The organism is Rhizohabitans arisaemae (assembly GCF_025996515.1).
Classification (GTDB): domain Bacteria; phylum Actinomycetota; class Actinomycetes; order Streptosporangiales; family Streptosporangiaceae; genus Rhizohabitans; species Rhizohabitans arisaemae.
Genome location: NZ_BLRH01000034.1, coordinates 193,387 through 210,184, shown reverse-complemented (window position 1 = coordinate 210,184; position 16,798 = coordinate 193,387). Strand labels below are relative to the sequence as shown.

General features: G+C 68.8%; 17 protein-coding genes. 7 read left to right on the top strand and 10 right to left on the bottom strand.

Annotated elements, in window-relative coordinates; genetic code table 11:
* The first annotated feature begins 130 nt into the window (after positions 1 to 130).
* Positions 131 to 802, top strand: coding sequence for a hypothetical protein (locus RUR_RS16350; RefSeq protein ID WP_283135919.1), 672 nt, complete (start codon positions 131 to 133; stop codon positions 800 to 802).
* A 352-nt stretch (positions 803 to 1,154) separates the two neighbouring features.
* On the opposite strand, the gene RUR_RS16345 is transcribed toward RUR_RS16350, so the two are convergent.
* Entirely contained in the window at positions 1,155 to 2,015 is an 861-nt protein-coding gene (locus RUR_RS16345) for an LLM class F420-dependent oxidoreductase (protein ID WP_283135918.1), read from the bottom strand.
* A 184-nt stretch (positions 2,016 to 2,199) separates the two neighbouring features.
* Here RUR_RS16345 and RUR_RS16340 point away from each other — a divergent pair, with 184 nt between their 5' ends.
* The gene (locus RUR_RS16340) at positions 2,200 to 2,622 is read left to right on the top strand and encodes a hypothetical protein (protein ID WP_283135917.1); all 423 of its coding nucleotides are present in this window, start codon (positions 2,200 to 2,202) and stop codon (positions 2,620 to 2,622) included.
* A 199-nt stretch (positions 2,623 to 2,821) separates the two neighbouring features.
* On the opposite strand, the gene RUR_RS16335 is transcribed toward RUR_RS16340, so the two are convergent.
* On the bottom strand, positions 2,822 to 3,385 hold the full coding sequence (locus tag RUR_RS16335) for a TetR/AcrR family transcriptional regulator (protein WP_283135916.1): 564 nt from the start codon (positions 3,383 to 3,385) through the stop codon (positions 2,822 to 2,824).
* Positions 3,386 to 3,452: 67 nt separating this feature from the next.
* Between RUR_RS16335 and RUR_RS16330 the strand changes: the two genes are divergently transcribed.
* Complete coding sequence (locus RUR_RS16330) at positions 3,453 to 4,895, top strand: glycoside hydrolase family 1 protein (protein ID WP_283135915.1); 1,443 nt, start codon at positions 3,453 to 3,455, stop codon at positions 4,893 to 4,895.
* Positions 4,896 to 5,334: 439 nt separating this feature from the next.
* Here the strand turns inward: RUR_RS16330 and RUR_RS16325 are convergent, their stop codons facing one another.
* The 6 genes from RUR_RS16325 to RUR_RS16300 form a co-directional block, all read right to left on the bottom strand.
* Entirely contained in the window at positions 5,335 to 6,444 is a 1,110-nt protein-coding gene (locus tag RUR_RS16325) for an ABC transporter permease (RefSeq protein ID WP_283135914.1), read from the bottom strand.
* Entirely contained in the window at positions 6,441 to 7,337 is an 897-nt protein-coding gene (locus tag RUR_RS16320) for an ABC transporter ATP-binding protein (RefSeq protein WP_283135913.1), read from the bottom strand. Before RUR_RS16320 ends, RUR_RS16325 begins: the two co-directional genes overlap by 4 nt.
* Positions 7,338 to 7,502: 165 nt before the next feature.
* A complete protein-coding gene (locus RUR_RS16315) occupies positions 7,503 to 8,144 on the bottom strand; it encodes a GPP34 family phosphoprotein (protein ID WP_283135912.1) in 642 nt (213 codons plus the stop codon).
* A gap of 315 nt (positions 8,145 to 8,459) precedes the next feature.
* Positions 8,460 to 8,837, bottom strand: coding sequence for a GntR family transcriptional regulator (locus tag RUR_RS16310; protein WP_283135911.1), 378 nt, complete (start codon positions 8,835 to 8,837; stop codon positions 8,460 to 8,462).
* Positions 8,834 to 9,667, bottom strand: a complete 834-nt coding sequence (locus RUR_RS16305; RefSeq protein ID WP_283135910.1) for a hypothetical protein — start codon at positions 9,665 to 9,667, stop codon at positions 8,834 to 8,836. The genes RUR_RS16310 and RUR_RS16305 overlap by 4 nt, the downstream gene beginning before the upstream one ends.
* Before the next feature lie 135 nt (positions 9,668 to 9,802).
* The gene (locus tag RUR_RS16300) at positions 9,803 to 10,198 is read right to left on the bottom strand and encodes a RidA family protein (RefSeq protein ID WP_283137039.1); all 396 of its coding nucleotides are present in this window, start codon (positions 10,196 to 10,198) and stop codon (positions 9,803 to 9,805) included.
* A 136-nt stretch (positions 10,199 to 10,334) separates the two neighbouring features.
* On the opposite strand from RUR_RS16300, the gene RUR_RS16295 reads away from it, so the two are divergent.
* Positions 10,335 to 11,309 carry a helix-turn-helix transcriptional regulator gene (locus tag RUR_RS16295; RefSeq protein WP_283135909.1) on the top strand — a complete coding sequence of 325 codons (975 nt, stop codon included), beginning with the start codon at positions 10,335 to 10,337 and terminating at the stop codon, positions 11,307 to 11,309.
* Between the two features lie 96 nt (positions 11,310 to 11,405).
* On the opposite strand, the gene RUR_RS16290 is transcribed toward RUR_RS16295, so the two are convergent.
* A complete protein-coding gene (locus RUR_RS16290; RefSeq protein WP_283135908.1) occupies positions 11,406 to 13,121 on the bottom strand; it encodes an AfsR/SARP family transcriptional regulator in 1,716 nt (571 codons plus the stop codon).
* Positions 13,122 to 14,125: 1,004 nt separating this feature from the next.
* Here RUR_RS16290 and RUR_RS16285 point away from each other — a divergent pair.
* Positions 14,126 to 14,311, top strand: coding sequence for a hypothetical protein (locus tag RUR_RS16285; protein WP_283135907.1), 186 nt, complete (start codon positions 14,126 to 14,128; stop codon positions 14,309 to 14,311).
* Between the two features lie 161 nt (positions 14,312 to 14,472).
* Here RUR_RS16285 and RUR_RS16280 read toward each other — a convergent pair whose 3' ends face one another.
* Entirely contained in the window at positions 14,473 to 14,862 is a 390-nt protein-coding gene (locus RUR_RS16280) for a hypothetical protein (protein WP_283135906.1), read from the bottom strand.
* A 225-nt stretch (positions 14,863 to 15,087) separates the two neighbouring features.
* Between RUR_RS16280 and RUR_RS16275 the strand changes: the two genes are divergently transcribed.
* Together RUR_RS16275 and RUR_RS16270 are read left to right on the top strand one after the other, a co-directional pair.
* Positions 15,088 to 15,768 (top strand): TetR/AcrR family transcriptional regulator, encoded by a 681-nt coding sequence (locus RUR_RS16275; RefSeq protein ID WP_283135905.1) that lies wholly within the window; start codon positions 15,088 to 15,090, stop codon positions 15,766 to 15,768.
* The gene (locus RUR_RS16270) at positions 15,761 to 16,762 is read left to right on the top strand and encodes an ATP-binding cassette domain-containing protein (protein WP_283135904.1); all 1,002 of its coding nucleotides are present in this window, start codon (positions 15,761 to 15,763) and stop codon (positions 16,760 to 16,762) included. Before RUR_RS16275 ends, RUR_RS16270 begins: the two co-directional genes overlap by 8 nt.
* The last annotated feature ends 36 nt before the right edge of the window (positions 16,763 to 16,798 follow it).

Sequence of the window (16,798 nt, the reverse complement as noted above, 5' to 3'; positions counted from 1 at the left end):
GGTCGTCGTTTTGGTGCTGATGCTCACGGCGTGCGGCGGAGTCCGAAGTGAGGTCGGCGTGGCCACGCCGAGTCCGGAGCAGAAGGCTCGGCCTTCCTCCAAGCCATCACCTGGGCCATCCTCCAAGCCGGTGTTGGCCGGGCCTGCGGGGCGCCCGGTCGCCAAGTGGCTGCGTGTGGGCGGTATGGCGGCGCACAACCTCGCCCACCCCCGCCGTCCGATGCTGGTGGTCTACGCCGACGGTCGGGTCATCGCCGACGCCGCGCACGAACTGCGCCTTCCACCCGCTGGGGTGAAAGCCCTGGTCGAGGCACTGGATCATGACCTGACCGGGCAGCCCGCAACCGCCTCGCCCCGACCCGGCACGCCTAGGGTGTTCGACGCGTCCACCACAATCCTCGGCGTCGACAGCGGCGACGGGATGCGCGAGGTGGCCGTGCCGTTTCCGGAGAACGTCGTCGCAGGCGGCTACGACGCCGCCCTTGTCGACGCCCGTGACCGCCTCGCCAGCCTGGCCGGCCGTGTCGTGGCAGAGGGCCGGAAATTCGCCCCCGACCGTGTACAACTGTCCTCCACGTACCTGTCCGCCGGGCAGGTCACGACCCCTGTGACCAAGCTCTGGCCGGAGGACGTCCTCCTGCCTCCTTCGACGCAGGCCGGCTCGAGGGAGAAGAACCACAAGGGCAACAAGGCGCTCACGATCACCCGGCTGATACCGCGTGCCGGAATCTGGCACTTCTATCGCACGTCGTCCGGCAAGCAGATCGCGCTCTCGTGGCGATATCTGCTCCCCCACGAATGAGCTTCCCCAAAGCCGATGTGACAGGGATGCATCGTGCCCTGTCACATCGGCAACCGGTCGGCTCGTTTCGCCTGTTCCGCGTCGGTACGGGGCCTGATCTTTCAAGATCCGGGACGGGCCGTTTCGTACGGTGAGTGCCTTCCCACAGGTGGGAACGGTCACCGAACGGAGCCGGCGGAAGGTCGTAGGCATACGTTCCGGTACCGCCGCCGTTCGCCTACAAGCGTGATTCCGGAGTGGATCGCCTGGTGGGTGACTCGCGGTTGTGGTGACCGGGTGTGTACGCGCGGACTGCTCGGCCAGGGCGGGGAGTTCGGCGACCCGGGCGTGAGCCCCGGCGCGAACACGGTTCCTAACCGATGTCGGCCAGCCGGGGCGTGATGCGTTCGGCAAGCTGTTCGGCGAAAGCGACCGGGTGCCGATCCGGCATCACCTGGATCTCGCTCACGCCCAGCTTGGCGTACTGTGTGGCGTCGGCCAAGAACGCGTCGGGGTCGTCCAGAATCGGGCCCATCGCCGCCAGAGTCTTCTCAACGGCGTCGTAGTCGCGGTTCTCGGCGGCGCAGTGCGCGCGCAGCACCTCCAGCTTGCGGGCCACGTCGTCCACGTCGGTGGCGAACAGGTTGCAGGCATCGCCGTACCGGGCGACCAGCAGGAGGGTCTTCTTCTCACCGCCACCACCGACCATGATCGGCAGACGGCCACGGCCCAGCGGGGCCGGGACGCACAACGTCTCCTCCAGTTGGTAGTGCCGTCCCCGGTAAGGGCCGTTGTCGTCGCTCCACATCTGCAGGCAGATCTGGAGCGTCTCCTCCAGTCGCTCGAACCGCTCGGCGAGCGGCACCACCGGCACGCCGAGGCCGCGCTGCTCGCGCTCGTACCATGAGGCGCCGATGCCGAGCGCCGCCCGCCCGCCCGACAGCACGTCGAGTGTGGTGACGATCTTCGCCAGCAGACCCGGATGCCGATACATGACGCCGGTGACCAGCATCCGGAGCGTCATCCGCTCAGTCAGCGCCGCCACGTACCCGAGCGTCGTGTAGCCCTCGAGCATCGGCTCCTCGGCACGCTCCATCTGGAAGTAGTGATCCATCACGCTGAACGACGACACCCCCGACTGCTCAGCGATCCTGGCGGTCTCCGCCAGTGTCACGGCTATCTGTGCAGGATCGTCCGGAGTCGAGTAGTCCCAGTAGTGAAATCCGAGCTTCACGCCTAACCTCCCCATCGTTGCCGCAGGCCACGTCCTCGAGGCCGGTGCACCTGGCCGCACAACGATCGTATGGAGCTGGAGTTCACTCCAGGCAAGCCACAACCTCGGCAGCGAGCTTGCCGGCCGCCTCGATCGTGGGCACTCCCTGCCAGGACGATCCGCCTGTGCCGCACCGTTCCCAACGGTGGACCAGGCGCGGGTCGTCGAGCTCTACGAGGGGTTCGCCATGCCCCTTCCGACGGACTCCGAGGGCCTGGTCGCGACAATGTGCGCGCTGCCGGCCGACGTGACGGGCGCGGGCAGGTTCCGGCTGCTCGCCTACCTGGAGCTGCAGGCCGAGGCTGCGCGCAAGCCGTGGCTGTCGCAGATCCTCGACGCCATCGCGGTGGGCGACTTCGCCCGCTTCGAACAGGCTCAGCGGAGCGCGGGTCTCCCGGTGACGGGTGAGAAGGCCGCACTTGTCACGCTGACCATGCACGGGGCGATCCCGCACCTGCTGGTGGAGGAGCCACGGACGCTCGCCGCGGCGGGTCTCGTCGATCTGGAGCGCTTCGTCCGCTCCTCGTTGGCGGCTGTCTACGGGGAGGCATTCCCAGGCGTCAGCTGAATCGAATGGCCCGGATTCAGGTCTCGGTCAGCGGAGCCGATGGCTCGGCATGCCGCGAGGATGGTGTCGCCGATGTCGGGCGGCGGCATTCGGTCACACGGTGTCGGCGGAGGGCGTCTTCGGCGGAGTCTCGTCTGCCTCGGCCGTATCGTGAGTGAGACCGCTACGACGAGCAGGCCGGTCCGAACTCGGGCGGTGGCTAGTCCTGAAGGGACCGCAGGACCGCGTCGACCGCCCGTTCGATGCGGACATGGGCTCGGTCCGGCGCCGGTCGGCCGATGTCCAGCCAGGCCATGATGGCTTCGATGGTGACCGTCAGGGAGAGCTGCGCGGCCCATCGCGCCCAGAGCGGGTCGTCGATCACCCCGGCCAGGTTCCGGTGGACCTCCTCCGCCATCTCCCCGCGCAACTCGTCGACGTCCTGCCGGAACTGCGGCTCTCTGGCGGCTTGGTGAAAGAGCAGCCGGAAGGCGTCGGGATCGGCGGACGCCCAGCTCACCATGGCACGGACGCTACCTTCGGTGAGTTCGCCGCCGACGGCAGCGTCCAGATGGCGGGCGGCATGCCGGATCGCCGCGCGGTACAGATCGTCCTTGGACTCGAAATGCCGATAAATGATCATTCGGCTGATTCCGGCCGCGACGGCCACGTCGTCGAGACTCGTACCGGCGTGGCCGGAGCGGGCGAACATCGGGATGGCGGCGGCGATGATCTGCTCACGGCGTTGTGCCCGAGGCAGCTTCGGCGTCGTACCGGGTCCCATGACTCTCCCTTGTTGCACAAGCGTATATATGCATAGTGTATACACGAATGCAACAAGAGGAGGAGTCATGTCTGCCAACTCCCGCCCGGTCGGCACGCGGTTTCCGGACGGCTTTCTCTGGGGGGCGTCCACGGCCGCCTTCCTCATGGACGGTGCGCCCCTCGCGGACGGCGCCGGGCCGTCCGTCCAGCACACCTTCGCCAGGACCCCGGGCAACGGGGGCTCGGCGCTGGAGCGGGGAGTCGATCAGTACCGGCGCTTCCGCGACGACGTGGACCTCGCCCGCGAGATCGGACTGCAGGCCTTCCGCTTCTCGATCGCCTGGCCGCGCGTCCTTCCCGAGGGCACGGGAACGGTGAACGCACCCGGCCTCGACCACTACGACGCGCTCGTCGACGCGCTTCTCGACAGCGGGATCACGCCCTTCCCCTACCTCTACCACTGGGATCTGCCGGCCGCTCTGCAGGATCGCGGCGGATGGGCCAATCGTGACTGCGCGAACTGGTTCGCCGACTACACCGCGTGCCTGTACGCCCGGCTGGGCGACCGCGTCCCCCGCTGGAGCACGATCTGCGAGCCGCACTCGATCGTCCACTTCGGCCATGTCGTCGGCGAGGACGGTCCGGGAATCCGGGACCTCAGGACCGCGCTGCGCGCCGGCCACCATCTCCTGCTCGGGCACGGCCTGGCCGTCCAGGCGTTCCGCGCGAGCGGGGCCCGCGGCGAGATCGGCATCAGCACCGTCATGACCGACATCCGGCCCGCCTCCGACGCCCAGCCCGACCGTGACGCGGCCCGGCGCGCCGACACGTACTTCAACCGGCTGTATCTCGACCCGATCCTGCTCGGTGCCTACCCCGCGGACCTGCCCGAACGCCTGCGGCGGGACTGGCCTCCGGTCGACGAGGGCGATCTGGCGGTGATCGCCTCCCCGATCGACTTCCTCGGCGTCGTCTACTACCTCCCCCTGACGGTCGGCGACCCCGCGTTCGAGCGTCCGGCCGGCGACGTGGCGCCCGAAGGCTTCGAACAGCTCGGGATCTCCGGCCTGGCCGCGATCGAGCGTCAGGAGACCGTCCTGGCCGAGATGCTGAACGTGCGGGTCGTCGACACCGCGGGGCCGGTCACCGAGCTGGGGTGGGAGATCGCCCCCGACGGCCTTGCGAACGTCCTGCGCACACTTCGCGACCGCTACGGCGAGCTGCCGCTGTATGTGGCCGAGAACGGCGCGGCCTTCCCCGACACCGTCGGCGCCGACGGCACCGTCGAGGACGCCGACCGCGTCTCCTACATCCACGACCACCTGCGGGCGGCCCACGAGGCCATCCGGTCCGGCGTCGACCTTCGCGGCTGGAGCGTGTGGTCCCTGCTGGACGATCCCGACAACCGCTTCGGGCTGATCCACGTCGACCGGGAGACCCAGCGCAGGACCGTCAAGGCCTCAGGGCGTTGGTATCGCGAGGTGATCGAGACCAACGGCCTGCCGATGCCACACACGTCCGGGGGGTGACCTCGCCCTCGACTTCGTCTACAGGAGGGCCGGACGTCGGTGGCATCTTCCCGCAGGCGCGATCCGGGCGGACCTCACGTCCAGGCACACCCCGTTACCGGGCCGGCTCCACGGCCCACCCGGCCGCTGTACACCGCTTCCTCCACCGCCCGCCTGCTCAGCGTCAGCCGGCCGGCCATCCGCGGGGACGTTCCCGAATCCATCACAGGCCGCCCTGCCGGCGAAAGCCGGCGAGGTGGGGGATGCTCCCGGATCGATACGCATTGGCCGACCTTCGCCATCCCGGGCGTTGGCCGTACAGCCACGGCTCATCGTGCTGTCGCCCTTCCGGGCGGAGGGGGCGAAGTGATCTTCAGGTGATGCGCTCGACACGTGTCACGCAAAGGGCTTGGCCTCAACAAAGGCTGCTCGTTTGGGACAGGCGCCGACGACGCCTCGGTTACCGCGCGCGAACCACGTCGCCGAGCTTGACCCGGGCGCCCGTCCGCAGTACCGCCCGCTGGTACACCTTGGCGCCGAAGGCCAGCGCCGCGAGCACCGCCACCACCATCGCCGCCATGGAGAGCCCCGCCTGCCACAGCGGCACCTCGGCCGCGGCCATCCGCACCGGCATGATCATTGAGGAGAAGGGCGGCACGTACGACGTGACCGTGGCCAGCGTGCCCGTGGGATCTCTGGTGGCGAAGAAGGACACGAAGTAGCTCACCATGATCACCATGATGAGCGGTGTCAGCACGCTGTTGACCTCCTCCTGGCGCGACACCAGCGAGGCGAACGCCCCCGCCAGCGTGGCGAAGAAGGCGTAGCCGAGCACGAACCACACCAGCACCCCGGCCACCAGCCCCGGCATGCCGGGCGGGAAGTCGGCGGAGATCCCCGAGGCCATCGAGGCGGCCAGGCCGACCGCCAGGATCGTGACCAGGTTGATCAGGCCGACCACTCCCAGCCCGACGATCTTGCCGCCCAGCAGCTGCCACGGCCTCAGCGTGGCCAGCAGGATCTCCACGATCCTGCTGCCCTTCTCCTCCACCACCCCCATGGCGACCATCGTGGCCTGGCCGATGAGCATCATGAAGAGCACGATCACCAGCACGGTGGCCAGCCCGGTGCGCGCGGCCTGATAGCGGGTGTCGGCACCCACGGACACCACCTGCAGCGGCGGGATCGACACGCCGGCGGCACCGAGCTTCGCCTCCCGGTTGACGCTCTGCAGGAGCACGCCGAGCTGATCGTCGATCTTCCCGTCGGTGAGCACCTTGGTGCCGCCGACCAGCACCGCGTCCACGTCCCCTGCAAGCACGGCCTGCTTGGCGGCGGCCTCGTCGGGGAACGCGCGCCAGGTGAACTCCGCGTCCGGGGCGGCGGCCTCCAGCGGGAGCCGCTGGGAGTCGACGGTGCCGAGGGCGTAGGACTCCGGACCGCCGAACAGCTTCGGCGCGAAGGAGATGGCCGCCACCAGCGCGGCCGTGATGAGCAGGCCGATGACGAACGCCTTCGTACGGACCTGCGTCACGATCTCCCTGCGGGCGACCAGCATCAACCCGTTCACGCCACGGCCTCCTTGAAGATCTCGGTGAGGGTCGGCCGCTCATGGCCGAAGTGCTCGACGTGCCCGGCCTTGACGGCGCGGCGCAGGATCTCCTGGTCGTCACCGTACGTCGTACGCAGAATGTGCCGGTCACCGGATACGGTGACCGTGCCCGGCAGGCCGTCCGCCCAGCCCTGGGCCGGATTGCGGACGACCACCCGCAGCGTGTCGTTTCCGGCCGAGCGCAGGTCGGCCACCGTGCCCGTGGCCACCATCCGCCCGGCCGACACGATGCCGACCGAGTCACACAACCGCTCGACCAGCTCCAGCTGGTGGCTGGAGAAGATCACCGGAACCCCGCCTGCACACCGCTCCTGCAGAGCGGTGGCCAGCGCGTCCACCGCGATCGGGTCGAGCCCGGAGAACGGTTCGTCCAGTACCAGCACCTCGGGGTCGTGCACCAGCGCCACCGCCAGCTGCACGCGCTGCTGGTTGCCCAGCGAAAGCGCCTGCACCGGGTCGTTCCTGCGCTCGGCCACGCCCAGCCGCTCCATGAGGTCCTCGGTGGCCTTCTTGGCGACCGCGGCACTCATCCCGTGCAGGCGGCCGAAATATTCGATCTGCTCGGCGACCCGCATCTTCTGGTAGAGGCCACGCTCTTCCGGCATGTAGCCGAAGCGGCGCCGGTCCTCGTAGCCGAGCGGGCGGCCCTGCCAGCTCACCGAGCCGGAATCGGCCTGGAGCACACCCATCACGATGCGCATGGTCGTCGTCTTGCCTGCACCGTTCGCGCCGACGAACCCGTACATCTCCCCCGGCCGTACGGCGAAGCCGATCCCATCCAGGGCGAGCTTCCCGTCGGGAGCGTCGGGGCCGCCCGCGAAGCGCTTGTGCAGCTCGCTGATCTCGAGCATCAATTCCTCTCCTTCGTCATGGGTCAATCGTGCCTTTCACGCCATTCGTCCTGGTAATCGGGGAAGTCGTGTGCTCGATGGCGCGGGGCCGGGCCGGTGCTTCGATTGACGTGGCCAAGTGATCTCCCCGGAATCCGGCGGTGGGAGTCGCGGTGATTCGTCGTGTCAGCCGTATCCGCTCGCCGCCGCCGTCCTGGCCGCTTCGGCGCACTGGCGCAATGCGGTCGTGATCGGCTCGATGGGTGCGGACAGCTGCCGGATCCGGTCCCGGAGCGGACGCGCCTCCCGCCCGGAGGGAAGCACCGACTCGAGCTGGGCCGCCGCGGCCAATGCCGCCAGGACGCGGATGTCCTCGTCCAGATCTGCGACCGGCCGGCCGCCGCGGATGGCCCGGCCGACGCGCTCGGCCAGGCTGCGCGCCGGGGACTCCTCGCGCAGCGTGATCCGCTCGACCGGGAACAGCAGGACCCGGCGCCGCTCCACGTTGATCACCCGGGCGGCCGCCAGCTCGTCGCGTACCATGAGGACCGCCGTGCCGTTGTCGTGCACCCACCGATACCACGAGCGGGGCTTGGAGTCCGAGACCTGCTCCCAGACCATGGCCCGCAGGGCACCGTGCTCGGCGGCCGGGGCGGTGAGAGCTCGCGCCTTGCCCGACTCGTCCGCCAGGTTGCCCGCCAGCAGCAGCTCGGCGAGGGCGGTCGCGCGCAGCAGGTGACCCAGCTCGATCCGCTGGGTCAGCTCCCCCTTTCGCAGGTCGAAGGCCAGTAGAAAGGCCGATTGGGTCAGTGACTCACCTTGATTCACTTGCGTCTCCATCCGCCTGCTCTTGTTCTTCCTGATCTGTGTCGTCCCGTGTGCCGTCCTCGCCTGGCTCGGCGCGATGGGCTGTCCAGGTGCGCCTGCCGATCCTTCTCGTCAGGCAACCGGCCAGGGAGATGCGCTGTGGGTGGCTGCACCTGCGGATCGGCGTCAGCGGGGGCTCCCTTGTCGTGCTGCTGCCGGGGAACCAACCGGCGCACCGACACCTGAAGCCGCCGATGCAGCGATTCGGACGTCGCTTGATCGGCCGCTACGCCGGCCTCGTACGCCCGGCGACGTGACCCCGCGGCCGGGTCGCGGTCATGATGAGGCCGGCGCTACCGCGCCGGACGTCAAAGCCGCCTGGACGATGCGGATCGCCTCGCCGGCGTCGATGCCGACGCTGGCGATCACGGCCGCGTAGTCGGCGGCGGCCCGGCGGGCCCGCTCCCGGCTCTCCTCGCCGGCGGCCGACACGAACGAGCCCGCCCGCCCGCGCGTCTCGATCAACCCCGCCTCCTCCAGCTCCCGGTAGGCCCGGCCGACCGTGTTGACGGCCAGGCCGAGGTCGGCCGCGAGGTGGCGGATGGTCGGCAGCCGGGCGCCCACGGCCAGTGTGCGGTCCTGGATCTGCCGGGCGAGCTGGGCCCGCAGCTGCTCGAACGGCGGTACCAGCGAGGCCGCGTCGATGACGATCATCGGACGCCCACAACCCGCCGGGCCACCGACGCGCTCGACGGCCTCCTGACATGGAGCGCGATGGTCGCGACCACTCCCAGGATCAGGTAGGCGACCGAGGCGGCGCTCCACCAGCCGGGCGCGGTGCCGAACAGCAGGATCATGGGCATCGACCACTGCGCACTCGACATGGTGCATTCGCGGGCGTCCTCGACGCGCATGATGACGTCGGCTGTCAGCGACTCCTCGTCCTCCGCCACGACCGGGTGCCTGAGCAGGTGGCGCAGCTGCATGGCGGTGACGGCCGTCACACCGAGCAGGCCGATCAGCAGGATGAGGGCCAGCTGCCGCACGGTGGGGTCGGAAACGGTCATGGCGCTCCCGGCCAGCGCCATGCCACCGGCGAACGCGGCGACCGCGTAGACGGCCTGCGGCTTGCCGATCACGGCGCGCCAGCCGGGCTGGATCAGATGGGCGGCCCTGCGGGACAACGTCGCCCCCGCCTGCTGGTCGACACGTCGCACCCACCGGTCGAGCAGCGACTGCGCCAGCAGCAGCCCGGCCACCAGCGCGATCAGGACCAGCTGCCCCAGCGGGAGATGCGGCTGGAAGCCGCCGAAGGCGGAACCGGCGAACCGGTCGTAGGTCGCGGCGAGCGCGCTCGCGATGATCAGCACGGCCACGATGACCTGGGCGGCGAGGCGGGCGCTCCGCCGGACCCCCAGCCGGCTGGCCAGCAGCGGGGTCGGGCGGGCGTCGGCCAGGTCGTGCTGGGCCAGCCACTCGCCCGCCAGTCGCAGATCGGTTGCACCTGCCGACGACCGGGTGTCCGGCAACGCTTCCCGGGCCATAACACTCCTTTGTCACAAGCTTTGTATCAACATGATGCGTCATAGCTTGCGACAAAGTCAACGCCCCTTGGGCGCCATCCCCCCTCCAACACTCGTGCCGCCTCCGGCAGGGCTGCCGGAGGCGGCGAGGTCACATCACGCGACGGCGGTCCCCTCAAGTTCGACCATCAGGTCGGGGATCGCCAGCCGTGACACCCCGAGCATCGTGGTGGACGGTGCCACCCCGGCGACGCCCAGCCGCGACGCCAGCACGCCGTAGTGCTCGAAGAGCCGGTCGACGTCGGTGGTGTAGACGTTGAGCCGGACGAGGTTCGCGAGGGACATGCCGGCCTCGCCGAGAACCGCCTCCAGGTTGTCGAGGGTCAGCGCCAGCTGCGCGGCCATGTCACCCGCGTGCTGAGGCTTGCCCTCGCCGCTCATCGCAGTCTGCCCGGCGCAGTACAGGGTCCGGGTGTGCCCGGAGACGACCTCGCCCTGGTTGTACCCCAGCTCCACCGACCACGCCCACGGATTGACCGCCGTTCGCTCCATTGCCACATCGGTTCCCTTCGATTCGTTGACATCGCGTATGTCCATCGGCTCGGTAGCCGCCGACCTTCTCGTCGTGGCGCCAAGCCTCCCGGCAAATCACGACATCCTGTGTCGTGTATTTCAGTAGAGTTTTCGTATGCGCGCCGACCGGTTGGTCTCGCTGGTGCTCCTGCTGCGGCAGCACGGCCGGCTGTCCGCGACCGCGCTCGCCCGCGAGCTGGAGGTGTCCACCCGCACCGTGCTGCGCGACATCGAGGCGCTGTCCGCGGCCGGTGTCCCGGTCTACGCCGAACGCGGCCGGCACGGTGGTTTCGCGTTGCTGCCCGGTTTCCGGACCGAGCTCACCGGACTGAACCACGACGAAGCCCTTGCTTTGCTGGTGGCCGGATCGCGGCGCGGCGCGCAGGCCTTCGGCCTCGGCTCGGCGCTCGCCTCAGCGATGCTCAAGGTGGTCGACGCGCTTCCCGAGAGCTATCGGGACACCGCGGCCGACGCGGCCGAGCGATTGCTCATCGACCCGGAGACCGACCTCCTCTCACGCCGGCTGGTCGACGAGGAGGTGCCCGACGCCGTGGCGGCCGAGGTCCTGCGCGCGGTGTTCACCGGACACAAGCTGCGCATCCACTACGCGGCCGCGGGCCAGACCCCGAAGTGGCGCACGGTGGACCCGATCGGCCTGGTCACCGTACGCGACCGGGGCTACCTGCTGGCCACGAGGTCTGGCGCGGACCGCACCTACCGGCTGTCCCGGATCTTGGCCGCCGAGGAGCTCGCCGAACCCGCTCAGCGGCCGGACCGCGTCGATCTGGACCTGGCCTGGCAGGAACGCAGCACGCGGTTCCGGGCCGGCGGCGACCAGGTCACCGTGCTGGTACGGGTGGACCCGGCGCGGCGGGAGGACCTGGTGGGCACCGCGCTGGCCGTCCACGCCGAAGAGGCCGACTCGGACGGCCGGCTGCGGCTGGAGGCGACCTTCCAAGACCCGAGACACGCCGTATGGGCGCTGTGGCAGCTCACCACGTACGCGGAAGCCCTGGCCCCGCAGTGGTTGCGCGACTCCCTGCGCGACCGCGCCACCGCGATCGCCACCCACTACGGAGCGTCATCCTGAGAGTCGTCGCCTTGCCAGGGGCGCCGCCGACACGATTCGGGCCACTCCGTTCCGGTAGGCGCGCAGCGGCCGCCGTACGTCCGGGACAGGGGGACATCAGCCGGGTGTGCACATCGTCGTGGAGTTCGCGCGGTGGCGGGCGAAGATCCGAATGAGTTCGGGCATGCGATAGCGGGTCTGCCCACAGGAGGCCGGACAGATCTCGTCGACGAGGTGCGCGTTCACCAGGGCGAACAGCAGCTCCCGGGAGACCTGGTCCGGCATGCCGGTCAGCGCGGCCGCGGTCTGTGCCGGAAAGTGCGGGACGTCCAGCAGTCCGAGCAGCTGGAACAGTCGGCGTTGCGCGTGGTGGAGGTCCACGTACGACCTGACGATGCTGGCCCGCACGTCGAGGTCGCCCGCTTTGAGATGGTCGAGCCTGGAGGTCTCGTCGCGGAGCTCCGCGGCGAACGCGGCGAGTCGCCGTTCCGGCCGTGCCGCGACCCGGACCCCGGCGATCCGTACGGCGAGCGGCAGCCTGCCGCAGAGCTCGACGATCTCCTGGGCGTGGGTCGGCTCCCTCTCCACCCGTTCGGGAGACACGATGTTGGCGAAGAGCTCGACCGCGGAGTCGGGTTCCAGGACCTCGAGGTCGATGAAACGAGCGGCTTCCAGCCCGAGGAGCCGCCGGCGACTTGTGACCACGACCGCGCACCCCGCCGAACCCGGCAGGAGGGCCCGCACCTGCTTCTCGGTCTTGGCGTTGTCGACGACGACCAGCACCCGCCGGTCCGCGAGGAGACTGCGGTAGAGCGGAGTCCGCTCGGCGAGGGGTTCGGGGATCGAGGCCGGTGCGACGCCGAGCGCACGCAGGAACTGTCCCAGCACCATGCCGGGCGTGGTGCCGGGAGTGAAGTCGGTGTAGAGCTGACCGTCGGGATAGCGCTCCTTGAGGCGATGGGCCAGGTGAATCGCGAGCGTGGTCTTGCCCACGCCGGCGAGTCCGGAGATCGCGACTGTGGTAAGCGTCGGCCGATCCTGCGCGGCCAGCACCTCGGTCAGGTGATCGATCTCGCGGACGCGTCCGGTGAAGTCCGCCGGAGCAGGCGGGGTTTGCGCCGGGACGAGTCCTTCGTGGAGGGATCGGCGCGGCTGGGTCGGGCCGGGGGGCAACGGTGGCTGCGAAGCGGGACGCCGTTCCTCGGCCAGGAGCCGCTGGTGGAGCCGACGGAGTTCCGGACCGGGATCGGCGCCCAAGTCCTCCCGCAGCCGGCGTTGATGCCGGGCGTAGAACTTGAGCGCCTCCGAGTGCCGCTCCGCCATGAGGAGGGCGCGCATGAGCAGCGCCGCGAACCCTTCGCGGAAGGGGTGCTCCGCCACCAGTCCGACGAGCTCGGTGACGAGATGTTCCGGCTGTCCGTGCTCCAGGTCCTCTTCGATTCGCAGCTGAAGAGTCGCGAGGCGGCGTTCGTTCAGGGTGTCCGCGTAGGTGGCCGTCTGTGATGTGACGGGAACGTTGGCGAATACCGGACCACGCCAGAGCGAGAGCGCCTCTTTAAACAGAATTGAAGCACCGGTAGAATTACTGTTGCCGCGCATTATGAATGCCTCGTCGTAGAGATCCTCAAATTGAGAGGCGTCGACGGCGTCACGCTCGACATTCAACTGGTAGCCGCCGGCGCGATACTGGATGACTTCGGACGCTCCGGCTGGGATTAGGCGCCTCAACGCCAGGACATGGCCACGGATCAGAGTTCTGCAGGTTGGAGGGGGTTTATCGCCCCAGAGTTCGTATACCAGATAGTCGACCGAGACATTCCGCCGGGCTTTCATCAGTCGGCGGTGTCCAGCCGTCATGGTTCCCGAATGGTTTGATCAGGCTTGAAGGAAATCAGCCGGAAAACCCGGGCCTTTTGGCAAAGCCTCTCCGTCCACGACCGAACCCTGTATTCGATCATGGAAAGCCATTGAGCCCAGCGGTAGGGGCTCCGTAGGAAAATCGTTGGAGATCCGCCTCCGGCGTCTCGCCGACCGGAATAAGACCGGTCGGCTACACCGCGGATCAGGTACCGTCATCGAGGTAACGACGGCAAGCCGACGCGTCCAGTCGGCGCTCGACACGTCTCGCTCTCGCTTCGGCCCTGCCGTAAAGCGAGACTTCCGTCCGAAATCGGCAATACATCTGTTGATTTCTGATGTATGAGTATCGTAGAAACTCGGTAAAAAGTAGAAGTCCGCAGAGCGTTGGGGGTCTTCAGTGAGCCCTGCCAGATTCCGATGTCTTGGGCCTCTAGAGGTGTGGGACGGCCGCCGCTGGGCGACCCCCAGCGGCGGCCGAGTACGCGCGGTCCTTGCCGCTCTGATCCGACGCAAATCAACGACTGCATTCTCGCCCGCCCTCCGATGAGTCATGATCTTGGTCTTCCGGAAGATACGGTCTGAATTGGCGGTTTTCTGGGGCCAACAGTTCTTCTACGCTACTTCTAGGCGAGCACCGGACAATCCAATTTCATGACCGGATATCAGGATTCGGTCATGCGAGGGAGGGTCCGTATTGAATCCTGCGGGCTCCATGGGTGATCGGCTACTTGGTTCGATCGTTCCTCAACGGACAGGCGAGCGCCTCTTCCTCGGAGTATCGGCCATGCGGAAAGCAGTGCTCCGGGTACGGCCACAACGGCCCTGACACGCGGACATGGCGCGGTCCCTGCCTCTTACCACCCGTAGCCGGATATCTACATCCTCCCGCCGTGACCTTTCTACGGGATTCCTACGGCGGCCCTTGACGATCGGTCCGGGTGGTCGCACCACACAAGGGTCAACGGAATGGAGGAACGATGCTGAAGGGTATCGGTTCGCTCGCCGACAGGCTGCTGAGCCTGGTCGCCCCCAAGGGGGACGCGGAAGCCTGGCCCGGGCCCTGCTGGATCGAGAATTGCACGCATGCGCCGGGCAAGCGGCGGTGCTGCTGGCTGCACGACATCGGGCGGGTCTGCGAGGCCTGTTCGATCCTTTGGCCGTAACCCGGCACCGTGCCCGCCGGCCGGTTCTCCGGTCGGCGGGTCACTGCCGAGTCCCTTCCAGGCGACTCGAACACACCCGAGGCTGAGCAGGGTGGTGTCCCCGCGCCCGAGGTGAACAGGCTTGGGGACACCACCTGGGGCAGGGTGCCCCCGGCCTTTGGTCAGGGAGTCGTGCAGACGACAAAGGCCCTGATGCTCTCGTTGGCCGTGTTGGTGTTCGTACCGCGTATCACCCAGCCGTTGCCGCTCGCGAAGGAGTCGGTGAAGAAGATCCGGATGCCGCTGGTCGCACCGCCGCCTCCGGAGGGTACCTGACCCGCCGGGCAGGACACGGTGGCCACCCGGTTCTGACCAGGCGGTACGACGACAAACGCGCCGAAGAACTGCGGGTGCGGGGCCAGCGCCGCGGCGTGGGCCGCGGCAGCCTTGTTCGGCGCGACGAGGCCCGGCTTCTCGTCGCTGCCGTCCGCGGCGCTCGCGATCGGGGCTCCGCCGACGAGAACCGCGGCAGCGGCAAGGGCACCCAGCGCAAGGGCGGTTGTACGAGTCATCTTGACCTCCTGATATGAGGGCTACCGCCACCCACGACGGAGGCGGAGTTCCGCCCCCCAAGCTACACAGCGTAGGCAATTAACTACAGAACGTATGGATGGCGTGTTGGGGGTACGGGGGCGGTTCATCGCTTCTCTCTCATAGACACCGTCCTGACTATCCACTTGCATAGCATGCTATTCATATGGATACTTTGCTATGCACATGGATAGGAGTTCTGGGCAGTGACGACAGCAAATCCCGACCCTGAAGACCTGACCGCTCGTGCGCGGATCAGAGACGCGGCCCTGCACCATTTCGGAGAGCATGGCTTCGAGGGGGCGACCACCCGGGCGATCGCCGAGACCGCGGGGGTGTCCCCGGGACTGCTGCGCCATCACTTCGGGTCCAAGCAGGCGCTGCGCGAGGCGTGTGACGCCCACCTGGTCAAACTGATCACAAGGATCAACGAGCAGGCCCACGCGAACACCCCCGCCGACGGCGTGAACCACGTCGCCGTCTCCATGGCGACCCTCGGGCCGTACCGGCGATACCTGGCGCGCGCCCTGACCGAGGGACGGGCCGAGCCGGTGTTCGACGCGATGGCCCGGATGAGCGAGCAGTGGCTCGGCGTGCTCGACGAGACCCGCTCCGATCCCCCCTTCACCGACCGCAAGGCCAGAGCGACGGTGGGCACGGCGATGGCCCTGGGCGTCGGAATCCTGCAGGAACACATATCCCGGGCGCTGGGTGTCGACGCGTCCGGTGAGGAAGGCGCCCACCTGCTCGCCCTGACTCTGCTCGACCTCTACTCCCATCCCTGGATCAGCACGGAAGAGGCCGCCGCGTACCGCGAGACCCTGAACGGGAACCGGGCAGACGGCGGGGCCACGCCCCCTTCAGCCGAGGAGCACTCCGATGAGTGAAGCGTTATCGGTGACCGGCCTGGTCAAAGCGTTCGGCGCCACCCGCGCGCTGGACGGCCTCGATCTCGTTGTGAGCACCGGGGAGGTGCACGGCTTCCTCGGGCCGAACGGCGCGGGCAAGAGCACCACGATCCGGATCCTGCTCGGCATGCTCCGCGCGGACGCGGGCACCGCCCGGCTGCTCGGCGGCGATCCGTGGGCCGACGCCGCCGAGCTGCACCGCAGGCTGGCCTACGTGCCGGGAGATGTCACGCTGTGGCCGAACCTGTCCGGCGGCGAAGTGATCGACCTGCTCGGCCGGCTGCGCGGCGGGCTCAACGAGCAACGCCGCGCCGAGCTCTTGGAGCGCTTCGACCTCGATCCCCGCAAGAAATGCCGCACCTACTCCAAGGGCAACCGGCAGAAGGTGGCCTTGATCGCCGCGCTGGCCTCAGACGTCGAGCTGCTCGCGTACATCATCGCCCTTTACCCGGTGCTCATGACATTGCGGCTGCGCTCGGAGGAGACCTCGGGCCGCGCGGAGGCAGTCCAGGCCACCGCGGTGTCCCGTCTCCGGTGGGCGGCCGGGCACCTGATCGTGACCGGGCTCGGTACGACGGCGCTGATGGCCGTCTCCGGAATCGTGTTCGGCACGACGTACTCGGTGCTCGTGGGCGACCTCGCCACCGATCTGCCCCGCTTCCTGGCCGGGGCGCTGGGCGCCGTGCCGGCCGCCTGGTGCGTCGGGGCGGTGTGCGTGCTCGCCTACGGGCTCCTGCCGCGGGCGAGCGCGGCGATCTCCTGGGTCGTCTGGATCGTCATCGCCGGGTTCGGACAGGTCGTGGGCCCCCTGTACGGACTGTGGGGCGGAAGCCCGCTGGAGCCGTTCCACCACATCCCCAACCCCTTCGCCGTGACGTCCTCGGGCGCCACGCCGCTCCTGGCCCTGCTCGCCGTCGCGGCGGCCCTGCTCGGCGGCGGACTGCTCGCCCTCCGCCGCCGCGACTTCGGATAAGGCCGCAAGGACGCCGTCCACCGGTACGGGCGCGCC